Origin of the sequence: Sutcliffiella horikoshii (assembly GCF_019931755.1) — a bacterium.
In the GTDB taxonomy this organism is placed as follows: domain Bacteria; phylum Bacillota; class Bacilli; order Bacillales; family Bacillaceae_I; genus Sutcliffiella_A; species Sutcliffiella_A horikoshii_E.
Window position 1 is genome coordinate 1,900,045 of sequence record NZ_CP082918.1, and the last position, 14,849, is coordinate 1,914,893.

The 14,849-nt window shown below is 40.0% G+C and carries 16 protein-coding genes; all 16 read left to right on the forward strand.

Annotated elements, in window-relative coordinates:
• Positions 1–5: 5 nt before the first annotated feature.
• The 16 genes from K7887_RS09685 to rpsB all read left to right on the forward strand — a co-directional run bounded on the left by K7887_RS09685 (position 6) and on the right by rpsB (position 14,774).
• Positions 6–677 (forward strand): flagellar biosynthetic protein FliO, encoded by a 672-nt coding sequence (locus K7887_RS09685; protein WP_223493332.1) that lies wholly within the window; start codon positions 6–8, stop codon positions 675–677.
• On the forward strand, positions 674–1,339 hold the full coding sequence (gene fliP / locus K7887_RS09690; RefSeq protein ID WP_148986495.1) for a flagellar type III secretion system pore protein FliP: 666 nt from the start codon (positions 674–676) through the stop codon (positions 1,337–1,339). The genes K7887_RS09685 and fliP overlap by 4 nt, the downstream gene beginning before the upstream one ends.
• Positions 1,340–1,352: 13 nt before the next feature.
• The gene (fliQ, locus tag K7887_RS09695; RefSeq protein ID WP_010193366.1) at positions 1,353–1,622 is read left to right on the forward strand and encodes a flagellar biosynthesis protein FliQ; all 270 of its coding nucleotides are present in this window, start codon (positions 1,353–1,355) and stop codon (positions 1,620–1,622) included.
• Positions 1,623–1,626: 4 nt separating this feature from the next.
• Complete coding sequence (gene fliR, locus K7887_RS09700; protein ID WP_223493333.1) at positions 1,627–2,403, forward strand: flagellar biosynthetic protein FliR; 777 nt, start codon at positions 1,627–1,629, stop codon at positions 2,401–2,403.
• On the forward strand, positions 2,404–3,492 hold the full coding sequence (gene flhB, locus K7887_RS09705; protein WP_223493334.1) for a flagellar biosynthesis protein FlhB: 1,089 nt from the start codon (positions 2,404–2,406) through the stop codon (positions 3,490–3,492). It abuts the gene before it with no gap.
• Positions 3,493–3,522: 30 nt separating this feature from the next.
• Positions 3,523–5,562 carry a flagellar biosynthesis protein FlhA gene (gene flhA, locus K7887_RS09710; protein WP_223493335.1) on the forward strand — a complete coding sequence of 680 codons (2,040 nt, stop codon included), beginning with the start codon at positions 3,523–3,525 and terminating at the stop codon, positions 5,560–5,562.
• A gap of 2 nt (positions 5,563–5,564) precedes the next feature.
• Positions 5,565–6,704, forward strand: a complete 1,140-nt coding sequence (gene flhF, locus K7887_RS09715; RefSeq protein ID WP_263290344.1) for a flagellar biosynthesis GTPase FlhF — start codon at positions 5,565–5,567, stop codon at positions 6,702–6,704.
• Positions 6,701–7,582: a MinD/ParA family protein gene (locus K7887_RS09720; RefSeq protein ID WP_223493337.1), complete on the forward strand. Its 882-nt coding sequence runs from the start codon at positions 6,701–6,703 to the stop codon at positions 7,580–7,582. The genes flhF and K7887_RS09720 overlap by 4 nt, the downstream gene beginning before the upstream one ends.
• 25 nt (positions 7,583–7,607) lie before the next feature.
• The gene (locus tag K7887_RS09725; RefSeq protein ID WP_223493338.1) at positions 7,608–8,690 is read left to right on the forward strand and encodes a protein-glutamate methylesterase/protein-glutamine glutaminase; all 1,083 of its coding nucleotides are present in this window, start codon (positions 7,608–7,610) and stop codon (positions 8,688–8,690) included.
• Positions 8,691–8,701: 11 nt separating this feature from the next.
• Positions 8,702–10,735 carry a chemotaxis protein CheA gene (locus K7887_RS09730; protein WP_223493339.1) on the forward strand — a complete coding sequence of 678 codons (2,034 nt, stop codon included), beginning with the start codon at positions 8,702–8,704 and terminating at the stop codon, positions 10,733–10,735.
• 241 nt (positions 10,736–10,976) lie between these two features.
• Positions 10,977–11,426 (forward strand): chemotaxis protein CheW, encoded by a 450-nt coding sequence (locus tag K7887_RS09735; protein WP_223493340.1) that lies wholly within the window; start codon positions 10,977–10,979, stop codon positions 11,424–11,426.
• A gap of 10 nt (positions 11,427–11,436) precedes the next feature.
• Positions 11,437–12,063, forward strand: coding sequence for a chemotaxis protein CheC (locus K7887_RS09740; RefSeq protein WP_223493341.1), 627 nt, complete (start codon positions 11,437–11,439; stop codon positions 12,061–12,063).
• Positions 12,063–12,563 (forward strand): chemotaxis protein CheD, encoded by a 501-nt coding sequence (locus K7887_RS09745; protein WP_223493342.1) that lies wholly within the window; start codon positions 12,063–12,065, stop codon positions 12,561–12,563. Before K7887_RS09740 ends, K7887_RS09745 begins: the two co-directional genes overlap by 1 nt.
• 37 nt (positions 12,564–12,600) lie before the next feature.
• Positions 12,601–13,365, forward strand: a complete 765-nt coding sequence (locus tag K7887_RS09750; protein WP_223493343.1) for a FliA/WhiG family RNA polymerase sigma factor — start codon at positions 12,601–12,603, stop codon at positions 13,363–13,365.
• 66 nt (positions 13,366–13,431) lie between these two features.
• Positions 13,432–13,908, forward strand: a complete 477-nt coding sequence (locus K7887_RS09755) for a hypothetical protein (RefSeq protein ID WP_223493344.1) — start codon at positions 13,432–13,434, stop codon at positions 13,906–13,908.
• Between the two features lie 158 nt (positions 13,909–14,066).
• Complete coding sequence (rpsB, locus tag K7887_RS09760) at positions 14,067–14,774, forward strand: 30S ribosomal protein S2 (RefSeq protein WP_223493345.1); 708 nt, start codon at positions 14,067–14,069, stop codon at positions 14,772–14,774.
• Positions 14,775–14,849 lie beyond the last annotated feature (75 nt).

The window sequence follows — 14,849 nt, forward strand, 5'->3', positions numbered from 1 at the left end:
CTGTTTTGTATGCCAACAAGATTTTACGTAGTTTACTAGTTGTGGCTTTTCTTTTTTTGCTGCCGATAACAGGCTTTGCAAATGAGAAAGAAGGTCTGAAAAACAGTGTATATAACCAAATACAAGACCAAAAGCCACAAACTGATCAATCAGAAGGAGACTTGAACGCTCCTTCTTTAGATGAACAGGAAATGCTGGAGCAAAAGCCGCCATCTGTTTCTATATTTGATTTTATTAAGATGATATTCGCCCTGCTCTTTGTATTGGCTTTGCTTTATGGAGCCTTAAAACTAATCAATAGCAGAAACAAGTTTGATAGCGGACGTTCGGTTGAAAATATTGGTGGGACGAACCTCGGAAACAACAAATCTCTTCAACTTGTGAAAGTTGGAAACAGTGTGTTGGTTGTTGGGGTGGGAGACTCCATCAATCTGCTGAAAGAAATAACAGATGAACAAGAACGTGAACAACTGATTCAGTCCTACAGGGACCGTTCAGAGAATATGACAATCAATTCCGATAAGCTGTCAAGTATGGTGGAAAAGGTCAAAGGAATGAAGAAAACAAAAAGCAAATCAAGCTTTTCATCTCTTTTACAAGATCAATTAGGTCAATTATCTAAAGATCGGAAAAAGAAGTTGACTGAAATGGATGATAAAAAGGAGTATGGGCAATGACGGAATTCATGGAACTGTTTAGTGGAAATGAAGCGTCGACTGTCTCCACATCCGTACAGCTATTATTATTACTTACTGTTTTCTCTTTAGCACCGGCGATACTTATTTTGATGACAAGTTTTACGAGGATAATTATTGTATTATCGTTTGTCCGGACATCACTTGCCACCCAATCGATGCCGCCAAACCAAGTACTTATCGGCCTTGCATTGTTTTTAACTTTTTTTATTATGGCACCAACATTTTCACAAGTGAACGATCAGGCATTACAGCCTCTTTTCAATGAAGAAATTACCCTTGATGAGGCATATGAAAAAGCGAGCATCCCTTTAAAGGAATTCATGAGCAAACATACGAGGCAAAAGGACCTGGCTTTATTTATCGATTATGCAGGAATGGAAAGACCTGAAAGTATTGAAGATATACCTCTTACCGTTCTTGTCCCGGCGTTTGCCATCAGTGAATTGAAAACCGCCTTTCAGATTGGTTTTATGATCTTTATTCCCTTCCTTGTCATTGACATGGTTGTTGCAAGTGTTTTGATGAGTATGGGGATGATGATGTTGCCGCCTGTTATGATTTCCTTGCCGTTCAAGATTTTATTGTTCGTCCTTGTGGATGGTTGGTATTTAATTGTGAAATCTTTATTGCAAACATTTTGAATGAGGTGTAAAAATGAGCCCGGAATTTGTAATATCTATGGCAGAACGAGGAGTATATACTATTCTATTAATTAGCGCACCTCTTCTGATATTGGCTTTGGTCGTGGGCTTAATTGTAAGTATCTTTCAAGCAACCACCCAGATCCAAGAGCAAACCCTGGCATTTATACCGAAAATTGTAGCGGTATTGGTGGGATTGGTTGTTTTTGGTCCGTGGATGCTGTCCAACATGCTTTCCTATGCTTTGGAAATCTTCAATAATATTCACCGGTATGTGAGTTAGTCCCATGCTAGAATGGGTGAACTATTTTCCAGCATTTTTATTGGTTTTGACAAGAGTGACTGCATTTTTTGTTACCCTGCCACTCTTTTCTTATCGGAATGTACCTTCCACTTTTAAAGTGGGTCTTGGTTTTTTCTTTGCACTTGTTATGTCCTTTTCGTTGGACCTCCCGATCATAGGGATTGATGGCACATATATTTTGTTGGTCATAAAAGAGTTAATGGTAGGGTTGCTGATAGGTCTAGTCGCATATATGGTTTTAACTGCCATTCAAATAGCAGGCGGATTCATTGACTTTCAAATGGGCTTTGCGATTGCCAATGTCATTGATCCGCAAACAGGCATACAGAGTCCCATCATGGGCCAATTCTTCTATACATTCGCCTTACTGCTTCTTTTAGCTGTTAACGGGCACCACTTAATGATGGATGGTATTTTTTACAGCTACGAACTGATAGCGGTCACTCAAGCTTGGATACCACTTGGGGAAGCACAAGTATTTGAGTTTGTGCTAAGGACAATCAACACCATGTTTGTCATAGCACTGCAACTTGCCATCCCGATAGTCGGGGTACTATTTTTAGTTGATGTGGCATTGGGGATCGTCGCTAGGACGGTTCCGCAGCTTAATGTTTTTGTGGTTGGTCTTCCATTGAAGATAGGGGTTAGTTTTATTACGATCATATTTTCTCTCACCATCCTTTTCACACTGTTTTATAAACTCTTTGAACTCATGCTTTATACCATGAGAGGCTTAATGGAATTGCTTGGAGGTATCTAGATGACAAATTGGGTTAGGTTAGACCTGCAGTATTTCAGTGGTGAAAAGACGGAGAAAGCTACACCGAAAAAGAAGCAGGATACAAGGAAAAAAGGACAGGTTGCCAAAAGCGCAGATGTGAACACTTCCTTTGTATTAATTGCAGTTTTCTTATGTCTGTTTGCTATCGGCCCTTGGATGAAGGTAGAGATCTTAAAGCTGTTTGAGCATTCCTTCCGCGTTTATCTGCTCGAGGAAGTGACTGTCCAAAAAGTTCATATGATATTTCTGGAGTTGATCATGCAATTGATCTGGATCGTCGGACCAATTATGCTTGCTGCTGTCCTTGGAGCAGTCATAGCAAATTATCTCCAAGTAGGTCCATTATTCTCGACAGAAGCGATACATATGAAACTCAATAAGCTAGATCCAATACAAGGATTCAAACGGATTTATTCCGTTCGAGCCATAGTCGAATTTGTTAAGTCCATGCTTAAAATTGTTTTTGTAGGGGTTATCACTTTTTCTATTTTGTGGATGAGTTTAGAGGAAGTGCTGATTCTATCGCAAAAGAATTTACATGAAGCGTTTGCCTTCTTAGGGACCTTGACAGTGAGAATGGGGCTATTTGCAGGAGGAGCATTACTGTTTTTATCCATTTTCGATTATTTATATCAAAAGTATGATTATGAAAAAAACATCCGAATGTCCAAGCATGATGTAAAGGATGAGTACAAGAAAGCGGAAGGTGATCCGCTGATTAAATCAAAAATCAAGCAAAAACAAAGGGAAATGGCGATGCAGAGGATGATGCAGGACGTTCCTCAGGCAGATGTCATCATTACAAATCCAACCCATTATGCGATTGCATTGAAATACGATGAATCAAAAGGTGATGCGCCGATCGTGCTTGCTAAAGGCGTGGATTATGTCGCTAAGAAGATTAAAGAGAAAGCAAAAGAGCATAACATTGTTACAGTGGAAAATAAACCGCTGGCAAGGTCTCTTTATAGCCAGGCCGAAATAGGAGATGCCATTCCCGAAGAGTTCTTTCAAGCGGTTGCGGAGATTCTGGCATATGTTTACCGGTTACAAAATCAAGTGAAATGATGGTCGAAAGAAAAGGAGAGATAGAAGTCTATGTCAGCTAGAGATTTATCCGTATTACTTAGTGTCATTCTGATTATTGCCATGTTAATTATTCCTTTTTACCCATGGATGCTAAGTATTTTTATCATTATTAATATCTCCCTTGCTCTGATCGTTCTATTAACAACCATGAATATACAAGAGCCTTTGCAATTCTCCATATTTCCGTCCTTGCTTTTATTACTAACACTGTACAGGTTAGGTCTAAACGTTTCTACGACAAGATCCATTCTGAGTGAAGGTACTGCGGGTACTGTTGTAGAAACGTTTGGAACATTTGTGGTAGGTGGCAATGTGGTCGTTGGACTTGTTGTATTTATCATTTTGGTGGTTATACAGTTTGTTGTTATTACGAAAGGTGCAGAACGTGTCTCAGAGGTGGCTGCACGTTTTACATTGGATGCAATGCCAGGGAAACAAATGAGTATTGATGCAGACTTAAACGCAGGAATGATTTCTGAACAGGTTGCAAAAGAGAGACGTGAAAAAATAGCAAAAGAAGCGGACTTTTACGGAGCGATGGACGGAGCCAGTAAGTTTGTGAAAGGTGACGCCATAGCAGGGATTATCATCGTGTTCATCAATGTTATCTTCGGTATTGTTATCGGGATGGCACAAATGGGATTGAGTTTTGCTGAATCTGCTCAGAAGTTTACGCTTCTAACGGTTGGGGATGGAATTGTATCGCAGATTCCTGCTCTGCTGATAGCAACTGCTACAGGTATCGTTGTTACAAGGGCGGCATCAGAGGGGAATCTTGGTGGAGATATTACGAGACAGTTGTTTGCCTATCCGCAGATGCTTTATGTGGCTGGAATTACCATTCTACTTCTTGGAATTGCCACTCCGATTGGTCCATTGTTAACGGCACCAATTGCATCTCTTATCATTGTAGGTGGATATATGATAAGCAAAAAGCAAAAAGCAGACATTGTCGTGGAAGAGGAAACGGAAGAGGAAGTAGTGACAGATGAATTAAGGAGTCCAGACAGTGTGGTCAACCTTTTATCTGTCGACCCGGTTGAATTTGAATTCGGCTATGGACTGATTCCATTGGCAGACTCCAAGCAAGGGGGAGACTTGCTGGATAGGATAGTCATGATAAGACGCCAACTAGCACTTGAACTTGGATTAGTCATACCAGTTGTTCGCATCAGGGATAATATTCAGCTGCAACCCAACGAATACCGTTTGAAAATAAAAGGAAATGAAGTCGCAAAAGGCGAGCTGTTGCTTGATCATTATCTTGCAATGAGCCCGGGAATGGATGAGGACAGCATTGAAGGTATTGATACGATAGAACCTTCCTTTGGTCTTCCTGCAAAATGGATAAGCGAGGATATGAAGGATGAAGCAGAAATGTATGGCTATACCGTTGTAGATCCTCCTTCTGTTGTGTCAACACATATTACAGAAAAAATGAAACAACATGCCTACGAGCTTCTTGGTAGGCAAGAAACAAAACAGCTTGTCGATCATTTGAAAGAAAGCACGCCGATATTAGTGGAAGAGGTAACACCATCGCCACTTTCCATTGGGGATGTTCAAAAAGTCCTTGCCAAACTTCTAAAAGAAAACGTGTCGATTAGGAATCTGCCTATTATTTTTGAAACATTGGCAGACTACGGGAAGATGTCAGCAGACACCGACCTTCTGACAGAGTATGTAAGACAAGCACTAAGTAAACAGATAACCAATCAATATGCAGTTGGAAATGAGACGTTTAAGGTCGTTACATTGGCAGGCAGGGTGGAAAAACTGATTGCTGATCACATTCAACAAACAGAACATGGAAACTTTTTATCCCTTGATCCAAATGTATCGATGGAAATTGTCCAAAAAGTGGGCGAGCAGATGGAACAGTTTTCTGTTTACGAGCAATCACCGATCCTTTTATGCTCCCCGGCTGTCAGGATGTATGTGAAACAAATGTTAGATCGATATTTACCGCAAGTACCTGTTCTTTCTTATAACGAATTGGAAGCAAGCATTGAAGTACAAAGTATCGGGGTGGTGAATGTGGAAGGATGAAAGTGAAAAAATATAAGGCCGAGAATATGCAACAGGCTATGCAACTGGTCCGACTTGAATTGGGAGATGATGCGGTCATCCTTAATTCCAAAGCAGTTAAAACATCAAGATTTTTCGGACTCCTTTCCAAAAAGGGAGTGGAAGTGATAGCAGCAGTGGATGAAGACCCGTCTAACCAAACGCTGAAAACAAAAAATCCCCCTATTCAACCTGAGGGGATTGAAGATTTCAAGCAAACACTCTCTACTCCAGCAGTATCAAGGGTAGAGAAAGATAAACTTTTTGACAGTATACAAGAAATGAAGAAAATGATGAAAAGCCTAACGCAAGAAAAGCAGAGGGACCCATTGCTGCCGGATTTCTTCTTCCATTTGGAAGAAAGGCTCTTACAAAGTGAAATTAGCTCCCTCCATGTGGAAGAATTGATGGAAACCATTTATGAAAAATGGTTGGAAAACAAAACAATGACCGATAAATCTTTGTTGAAGCTTTTGGAAACGGAAGTGCTTCAGTCTTTGGAAGAGGTATCTTTTGATCAAGATCCTTACAAAAAAAAGTTTATCTGTCTAGTAGGCCCAACAGGAGTCGGTAAAACAACAACATTGGCCAAGCTTGCTGCCAATGCCTCCCTTAAAAAAGGCAAATCTATCGGTTTCATTACTACAGATACTTATCGTATCGCAGCAATTGAACAATTAAAAACATACGCTAGCATTCTAGAAGCGCCCATTGAGGTGTGTTATTCTGCCGAGGACTTTTTAGCAGCTAAAACCAAGCTATCCCATTTGGATGTCGTCTTCATCGATACAGCTGGAAGAAATTTTTTAAACGAGCGTTTTGTCGAAGAATTGAAAGAAGTACTGGATTTTAAAGAAGAAATGACGACATTCTTGGTTTTATCCCTTACTTCCAAAATGTCTGATATGAAGAAAATAGCGGATCAGTTTTGGAATGTGGGGATCCATCAATTTATTTTTACTAAAAAAGATGAAACAACCTCGATTAGTTCGATGTATGAGATATCCAGAACATATCAAAAAGGTGCTGCGTTTGTAACAGATGGCCAAAATGTTCCTGAGGACCTTATCCCGTTCACGAAAGAACTGATGGTTCGCACGATCATGGAGGAAATTGGGGAATGAATGATCAGGCAAGAGCTTTAAGGGAACAAGTGAAAAAATCAAAGGAAAGTTCGCAAGAAGACGCCACTTTAAGACAAGAAGCAAGGGCCGTTGCGGTGATGAGCGGAAAAGGTGGGGTCGGCAAGTCGAATTTCTCATTGAACTTCTCCTTATCCCTGCAAAAAAAAGGCTATAATGTTTTACTTTTTGATATGGATATAGGGATGGCCAATATTGACATTCTACTGGGAGTTACTCAAAGATACAGCATTCTGCACCTTTTTGAACGGAACTTATCTTTAGAAGAGATTGTTCAAAAAGGTCCAGAAGGATTATCTTATATTGCCGGCGGTTCCGGCTTAAAAGATATTTTTCATTTTGATGAACAAAAAAGAAATCATTTTCTCTCTCAGCTTCAACGGTTGTCCATTCAATATGATTACATTATTTTTGATATGGGAGCAGGCATTACAAGTGAAAGTTTACAATTGATTTTATCCTGTAACGAAATAATCCTGATTTCAACATGCGAACCTACCGCCATGACAGATGCTTACTCTGCCATGAAATTTATCCACAACCACGATCAAAAAATACCTTTTCAATTGGTTGTCAATCGTGCAATAAGTGCAAAACATGCCATGAATACTGCTGTAAGGCTACAATCTGTTTCTCAAAAATTCTTGAACAGAAGCCTTTCTCACTTGGGGTCGTTGCCTGACGATAAGAATGTGACGTTAGCTGTAATGGAACAAACTCCATTTGTTTTAAGGTTTCCCAACAGTCATGTAAGTCGTGCTGTCCAAGACATTGCTTCAAACTATTTACTTGGACATGACACTACCGCCACCAAGAAAACGAACTCATTTATACATAAGCTTCGACGACTGTTCGGTTAGCATTATGGGAAGGAAGGCTTGTGCCATGAACAAAGTGAAAGTACTTATTACGGATGACTCCATTTTTATGCGAAAGCTGTTATCCGACCTATTGGAAAAACATCCTGAGATAGAGGTAATTGCCACTGCTAAAAACGGAAAAGAAGCTATTGAGAAAATAAAAGAATACTCTCCTGATGTTGTCACTTTGGATGTAGAGATGCCACAAATGAATGGCTTGCAGGCACTAGAGGTCATTATGAGGGAACATCCGGTTCCTACTATTATGCTATCAAGTACAACAACAGAGGGTTCCTTAAATACTATCATTGCAATGGAACAAGGCGCAGTAGATTTTGTTGCCAAACCCTCAGGTGCCATTTCACTTGACATACATAAGGTGAAAGAGGAACTAATCACCAAAATTCTGCTTGCATCCAGATCAAACATCAATCTTTTCAAGCAACCTATTAAAAAAGAGAAGGAAATACTTTCCTCTCAGACTTTTTATAGTAAAATAGACCTATTGGAAAAGCAGGGTAAGCATGTGGATGCATTGGTTTGTATCGGAACATCCACTGGAGGACCGCGTGCGTTGCAAACACTCCTTTCGGCGCTTCCTAAATCTTTTCCTGCACCACTATTTATTGTTCAGCATATGCCAAAACATTTTACCAAATCACTTGCAGATAGACTTAACTCCATTTGCGATATAACAGTACTAGAGGCTGTCCATAATCAAAAAGTGGAAAAGGGGACCGCATATATCGCACCGGGGGATTTTCATATGGAAGTGATTAAGCGTGCAGGAAGCCTCTTTATCCATCTTCATGAAGCTCCTCCAATAAGAGGCCACCGTCCTTCTGTAGACACATTATTCCGTTCTATTGGGAATCTTGAAACCTATCAAAAAATCGCTGTGATCCTAACAGGAATGGGGAATGATGGAACAGACGGATTAAAGCATTTAAAGGGAAAAGGAAAAACGAAAACAGTGGCACTTGCTGAGTCAGAAGAATCATGCATCGTGTATGGCATGCCAAGGGCCGCCATACACTCAGGTTTGGTAGATGAAGTACATCATCTAAAAGATATGTCAAAGAGAATTAACCAATACATTTTGTCTTAGGGGTGCAATGAATGGACTTAAACCAATATTTAGATATTTTTCTTGAAGAGAGCAAAGAACATTTGCAAACGATCAATAATCAGCTATTAGAGTTGGAGAAACACCCTGCCAACATTGAGATTGTTAACGAGATTTTCCGGTCTGCGCACACCCTCAAAGGTATGTCTGCCACAATGGGGTATGAAGATCTGGCCAGCCTTACTCATCAGATGGAAAACGTTCTTGATCTTATTCGCAACGAAAAATTAAATGTTACCACCAACCTGTTAGATATTGTATTTCGTTCTGTGGAATACCTGGAAGAAATGGTGCTTTCTATTTCAGAAGGTGGAGATGGAAAGAAAGACGTCAAAGAAGTGGTTTCCCTGCTTATTAAAATTGAGAAGGGGGAGGAATATTCCTTGCCCACAAACTCTGAGGAACAAAAATCTCCGGAGCATACATATGATTCCTATGAGATTACGATATTGCAACAATCAGAGGAACAGGGATATACACCGTATGAAGTAAATATCACACTTAGACAAGACTGTCTTTTAAAAGCAGCAAGAGTGTTTATGGTATTTGAAGTGGTAGAGGGGATGGGAGAAGTAATTAAATCAAACCCGTCTGTTGATCTACTAGAAGAAGAGAAGTTTGATAATAGTTTCCAAATTACGATGGTTTCAAAAGAAGATGTAAGTAGTATCAAAGAAAAGATAATGAAGGTATCTGAGCTTGAAAAGGTAAGTGTTAATAAGCTGGATACACAACTTCTTGCAGATTTTCAGGGTGAAAGTTCCGTAGAGGTAGCTGTAGAAGAAATAACTGCAGCACAAGTAGAAGCAGCTCCAACAACGGCAGTATTGGAAAAAAACGAAGAGAAAACAACTCCGGTCAAAGGGACGCCGGGATCCAATAAAACGATCCGGGTCAGCATTGATCGATTAGACGGATTAATGAACTTGTTTGAAGAGCTAGTAATAGACAGAGGCAGATTAGAACAAATCTCTAAGGATTTGAATGAGCCGGAATTAATTGAAACGGTGGAAAGAATGTCCCGAATCTCTAATGATTTACAAAATATAATCTTAAACATGCGTATGGTCCCAATTGAAACAGTCTTTAACCGCTTCCCTAGAATGGTAAGGCAATTGGCCAGAGACCTTGGGAAAAAGGTGGACATTGAAATTATCGGGGCGGAAACAGAGCTTGATAGAACCGTGATGGATGAAATAGGAGATCCACTTGTTCATTTATTGCGCAACGCCATAGACCATGGCATTGAAATCCCAGAGATTAGAAGTCGTAATGGAAAGCCGGAAGAAGGCAAAATAACGCTAAAAGCTTATCATAGCGGAAATCATGTTTTTATTGAGATCATGGATAATGGTGCCGGTATCTCGAAAGAAAAGGTTCTTAACAAAGCCATCAGTAAGGGTGTCATTTCTCAACAAGAAGGGGAAAGATTAAGTGAACAAGAAGTGTATCAACTTATCCTTTCTTCCGGTTTTTCCACTGCAGAAGTAATTTCTGATATATCCGGCCGCGGCGTTGGACTTGATGTGGTGAAAAACACTATAGAGTCACTGGGCGGAAAAATCACGATTGATTCTCTAGAAGGAGCAGGTACAACATTTTCCATCCAGCTACCGTTGACACTTTCCATCATCTCCGTTTTATTAACGGAAATAGAGAACGAAAAATACGCGATACCTTTATCTTCTATTATAGAGACTGCCATTATTAAAAAAGAGGAAATCCTGACAGCACATAACCAGGAAGTCATTGATTTCAGGGGGAAAATCGTACCTGTAGTCTACTTGGAAAAAGTATTCGATGTGCAAAAGCAACAAGTAGAACCGCCAGACTTTTATTCCCTTGTCTTGGTGAAAAAAGGTGAAAAAATTGCCGCACTAGTGGTAGATTCCTTCATAGGACAACAAGAAGTAGTACTGAAGGGGCTTGGACAATACCTGAACTCTACCTTTGCAATCAGCGGAGCAACCATCCTCGGAGACGGCCAAGTAGCCCTAATCGTAGACTGTAACGCTTTAATTAAATAAAGACCCTAGCTGTTGATTGGAGCAAAAGGCGAAGACTCCTCGAAAATGCTACGCATTTTCTTCGTGCGATGTTTCGCTGCCGAAGCCTTCCTTGTCCTGAGGGAGATAGCGCTAGGTGGAGACCCCGCAGGCGTAGCCGAGGAGGCTCCAGCAGCGCCCCTAGGAAAGCGAAGCTATTTGCGGAAATCAACAGCGGTATCAAACGATACCATTTATTAAATATGAACAGGAGGTAACATTTATGGAGGCAACAGAAAAGAAATTAAAGCTAATAGTATTCGAACTTCAAAAAGAAGAATACGCGATACCAGTCCAACAAGTACGTTCCATAGAAAAACTACTGCCGATCACACGTGTTCCCAATGTCCCTCCCCATATAAAAGGAGTCATCAACCTAAGAGGAGTCATCACTCCAATCGTGGACTTGCGAACAAGATTCAACCTTGAAGAAAAAGTAAAAACAGACGCTTCCCGTATCATCATCACCGTAGTGGACGAACAGGAAGTAGGTTTTATTGTAGATGCTGCCAATGACGTCGTCGATATCACAGAGGACCAAATAGAACCTGCTCCGGAAGTTGTAGGCTCTGTAGAGAATAAATATGTCCAAGGTGTAGTGAAAATCGACAAAAGGCTTTTCGTATGTCTAGACCTAAATGAAATCCTGCAGCTAGATCAATCCAAAGATTGAGGCCGTACAGATGAATAATGAAGATAAATTAAACGAGTTAGATCTATTAAAAGAGTTGGGAAACATAGGGGCTGGCAATGCAGCAACCGCATTATCCCAGCTTCTTAATAAAGAGATACACATGAATGTTCCGTTAGCCAAGATTGTGTCTTTTAACGAGATGATGGACTTGATGGGAGGCTCAGACAGACCTGTCGCAGCTGTTTTTCTTAGAATGGAGGGCGAATTATCCGGAAGCTTATTCTTTGTCCTATCACTGGATGATGCAACGAAGCTGATTAACCAACTCATTCCTGATAAGAAAATAAGTGTAGAGGAACTTCCTTCACATGAACTAGGACTTTCCGCTTTACAAGAGCTGGGAAATATAATTTCTGCACACTATTTAACAGCACTATCTGAATGTATAGGACTTGCGGTGACACCTTCTGTACCGCAAGTCACCATTGATATGGTTGGTGCGATAGTCGTAACAGGACTTTTGGAAATCTGCCAAGTAAGCGATCACTCCATTTTCATCGACACAGAATTGACAGAAACAACTGATAACCAGATAGAGAAGACGAAAGGCCATTTTTTCCTGATCCCCTATCCAGATTCATTTGAAAAAATATTGGCAGCGTTGGGTGAAAAATAATGACGAGTGTAGAATCAGTCGTTAAAGTCGGTATTGCGGAAATGGGTATAGTGAAATCTCCTCAACTGATTCGAACTGCCGGGCTTGGTTCATGTGTAGGGGTTGTTATTTATGACACTTCTACCAAGATTGCCGGAATGGTCCATATTATGCTTCCAGATTCGAATCTGACGAGACAGGCTCCTGTCAATGCAGATAAATATGCAGATACAGGAATTCTGCATCTAGTTGACAATCTTCTTTTAAAAGGAATCAAGTCATACAGCATGAAAGCCAAAATTGCCGGCGGAGCGCAGATGTTTCAGTTCAGCAGTTCTGGAACTGACATGATGAGGATCGGACCAAGAAATGTAGAAGCGGTAAAGGAGAAGCTTGCCGCCTTACATATTCCATTGATCAGTGAGGACTGTGGAGGAAACAATGGAAGAACCATTGAATTTAATCCTGAAAACGGGAAATTAATGATAAAAACCGTTAATAAAGGAGTATGTTACATTTAACCGCTTTCGGTCTTAGGAGTATATAAGGAGGAAAGCCATGACTACTTCAACTTCAAACAAAGATTCCGCCTATTGGGATCTCTGGAAAACAAAAAAAGATCCTGACGCTGGGGACTTTCTAGTAAAAAAATATATGCCTCTAGTACATTACCATGTCCAGCGAATTGCAACCGGCCTGCCTAAAAGTGTGAAAAGGGAAGAATTGAAAAGCCTGGCATTTGTGGGACTGTTTGATGCAATTGAAAAATTTGACCCGTCACGGGATTTGAAGTTTGATACATATGCTTCTTTCAGAATAAGAGGGTCAATTATAGATGGGTTGCGAAAAGAGGACTGGCTCCCAAGAAGTGTAAGAGAAAAGGCAAAGAGAATCGAGTCCACTTTAGAAAAATTAGAACAGAAACTGATGAGGAATGCTACCCTGGAGGAAGTTGCAGCACACCTTGATATGCCGGAGGATGAAGTCTCCACCGTCATGCATGAAGTCTTTTATTCAAACATACTGTCCATGGATGAGATGCCAAAAGAAAATGATGAACAATCGCATGGTGCATATGTTCTTAAAGATGAAAAGGTTATTTCTCCAGAAGAAGAATTAGTAAAGTCAGAACTCATTCAACTTCTAGGTGAACAGATTGAGAATCTGACGGAAAACGAACAAATTGTTATCAGCTTGTTTTATAAAGAGGAGCTTACTTTGACAGAGATTGGGCAAGTATTGGGACTTACAACATCCCGCATTTCCCAAATACATTCCAAAGCTATTTTCAAACTAAGAAAACAATTAAATCCTATGCTGTAACACGCTTGTATGGCCGCCTGCTTTCCAACCTGGACAGCAGGCAAATGATAAAAGGGTTGTGAAGACATGTTAATAATTTTTACTATTATAAATTTCGCACTCATTCTTCTTGCGATTTTTTTTATTATTTTACTTTTCATCAAACTTTCCAAAGTTCAACAACTGGAACAAGAATATCGTACTTTGATTCAAGAAGCAGAGGATACCATCACAAGCTATGTATTGGAACTAAAAGAAGAAAACAGTTCCTTTTTGCAAAAACTGTCCAATGCAAATCCTGGCATCGCTCATTTAGACAAACAAGAAAGCTTTGATACAAGGGAAGAGGAGCTTACAGAGGCAGATCTAAAGGACTTATTAATGCAAGAAAACGTCAGGGAAGATCACATAGAAACGGTGATTGCAGAGAAACCATTTGAGGAATGGAATATCAAAGATCAGGTAATGCATCTAAGTGAAAAGGGGCTTACTTCTTCTGAAATTGCCAAAAAACTTAACAAAGGTAAAACAGAAATAGAATTGCTGTTGAAATTTCGACAATGAAACCTATTTAAAACTTGATTGTCAAAAGTGATTATGATATATTTATTTTCGGTGTTATAAATTCACACGTTTGCCGATCTGAGCATTGGTGCTGATTCGTCAGTTTTGCTTGGAAATGACGTTGACGGAGGAAAAAAAACCATTAGGAGGAATATAACATGTCAGTAATTTCTATGAAACAATTATTAGAAGCTGGTGTACACTTCGGTCACCAAACTCGTCGCTGGAACCCAAAAATGAAGAGATACATCTTCACTGAGCGTAACGGCATCTACATCATCGACCTTCAAAAAACTGTTAAAAAGGTTGAAGAAGCTTACAACTTCGTTAAAGAACTTGCAGGTAACGGCGGAACAGTATTATTCGTTGGTACTAAAAAGCAAGCTCAAGATTCTGTGAAGGAAGAAGCAGAACGTTCTGGAATGTACTATGTTAACCAACGTTGGTTAGGGGGAACTTTAACTAACTTTGAAACAATCCAAAAGCGTATTACTCGTCTTAAAGCTATTGAAAAAATGCAAGAAGACGGTACTTTCGAAGTACTTCCTAAGAAAGAAGTTGTAATGTTGAAGAAAGAGCTTGATCGTCTTGAGAAATTCTTAGGCGGAATCAAGGACATGAAAGGTCTTCCTGATGCATTGTTCATCATCGACCCACGCAAAGAGCGTATCGCTGTCGCAGAAGCAAGAAAATTAAACATCCCTATCGTTGGTATCGTTGACACTAACTGTGATCCAGACGAAATCGATGTTGTAATCCCTGCAAACGATGATGCTATTCGCGCGGTTAAACTATTAACTGGTAAAATGGCAGACGCTATCTTAGAAGCTAAACAAGGCGAAGAGACAGCTACAACTACTGCATAATTTGATTTAAGAAAAAGGTGATAAGAGGGGAAAGCCTTTTATCACTTTTTTTTGGAAAATATGACATTCTTAATA

Coding starts and splice junctions, on each gene's coding strand:
- flhB (WP_223493334.1), top strand. CDS start 2,404: ATGACAAATTGGGTTAGGTTAGACCTGCAGTATTTCAGTGGTGAAAAG.
- rpsB (WP_223493345.1), top strand. CDS start 14,067: ATGTCAGTAATTTCTATGAAACAATTATTAGAAGCTGGTGTACACTTC.
- fliQ (WP_010193366.1), top strand. CDS start 1,353: ATGAGCCCGGAATTTGTAATATCTATGGCAGAACGAGGAGTATATACT.
- fliP (WP_148986495.1), top strand. CDS start 674: ATGACGGAATTCATGGAACTGTTTAGTGGAAATGAAGCGTCGACTGTC.
- K7887_RS09735 (WP_223493340.1), top strand. CDS start 10,977: ATGGAGGCAACAGAAAAGAAATTAAAGCTAATAGTATTCGAACTTCAA.
- K7887_RS09755 (WP_223493344.1), top strand. CDS start 13,432: ATGTTAATAATTTTTACTATTATAAATTTCGCACTCATTCTTCTTGCG.
- K7887_RS09740 (WP_223493341.1), top strand. CDS start 11,437: ATGAATAATGAAGATAAATTAAACGAGTTAGATCTATTAAAAGAGTTG.
- K7887_RS09745 (WP_223493342.1), top strand. CDS start 12,063: ATGACGAGTGTAGAATCAGTCGTTAAAGTCGGTATTGCGGAAATGGGT.
- flhA (WP_223493335.1), top strand. CDS start 3,523: ATGTCAGCTAGAGATTTATCCGTATTACTTAGTGTCATTCTGATTATT.
- K7887_RS09720 (WP_223493337.1), top strand. CDS start 6,701: ATGAATGATCAGGCAAGAGCTTTAAGGGAACAAGTGAAAAAATCAAAG.
- K7887_RS09725 (WP_223493338.1), top strand. CDS start 7,608: ATGAACAAAGTGAAAGTACTTATTACGGATGACTCCATTTTTATGCGA.
- fliR (WP_223493333.1), top strand. CDS start 1,627: ATGCTAGAATGGGTGAACTATTTTCCAGCATTTTTATTGGTTTTGACA.
- K7887_RS09750 (WP_223493343.1), top strand. CDS start 12,601: ATGACTACTTCAACTTCAAACAAAGATTCCGCCTATTGGGATCTCTGG.
- K7887_RS09730 (WP_223493339.1), top strand. CDS start 8,702: ATGGACTTAAACCAATATTTAGATATTTTTCTTGAAGAGAGCAAAGAA.